Origin of the sequence: Heyndrickxia coagulans DSM 1 = ATCC 7050, from assembly GCF_000290615.1 — a bacterium.
Taxonomy (GTDB): domain Bacteria; phylum Bacillota; class Bacilli; order Bacillales; family Bacillaceae_C; genus Weizmannia; species Weizmannia coagulans.
In genome coordinates, this window is record NZ_ALAS01000237.1 from 1 (window position 1) to 386 (window position 386).

At 44.3% G+C, this 386-nt stretch carries 1 protein-coding gene; it reads right to left on the bottom strand.

Annotated elements, in window-relative coordinates; all coding sequences use genetic code 11:
* Positions 1 to 386 (bottom strand): IS3 family transposase (locus IC21_RS12930; RefSeq protein WP_035180992.1); only part of this gene is annotated, 386 nt, incomplete at both ends.

Genomic DNA, 386 nt, shown 5'->3' on the forward strand with positions numbered 1-386 from the left:
TTGCATGGAAAGACTCAATGCAGGCGTTATCGTATGGGCAACCTTTTTTACTGAAGGAGTGTTTGAACTGCTTCTTTTCCATGTATTCTGCAAATTTCTCGCTTGTATACTGGGATCCCAAATCAGAATGCAAGATCAATCCCGGACCTGGACGTTGTGCCTGATAAGCGTTTTCTACTGCCTTTAAAGCCAGTTCAGTCGTCATGTGGCGGTCAAAAGCGTAACCGACAATCTTTCTGGAATGTAAATCCATTACGGAAGCCAGGTAGCACCAACCGTCTCTCAAAGTATGAATGTACGTAATATCCGTAACCCATTTCTCGTTGATGGTTGTCGTTGAGAAGTCCTGGTTCAGCAGGTTATCGTGTTCTTCCATCTTGCCCTTA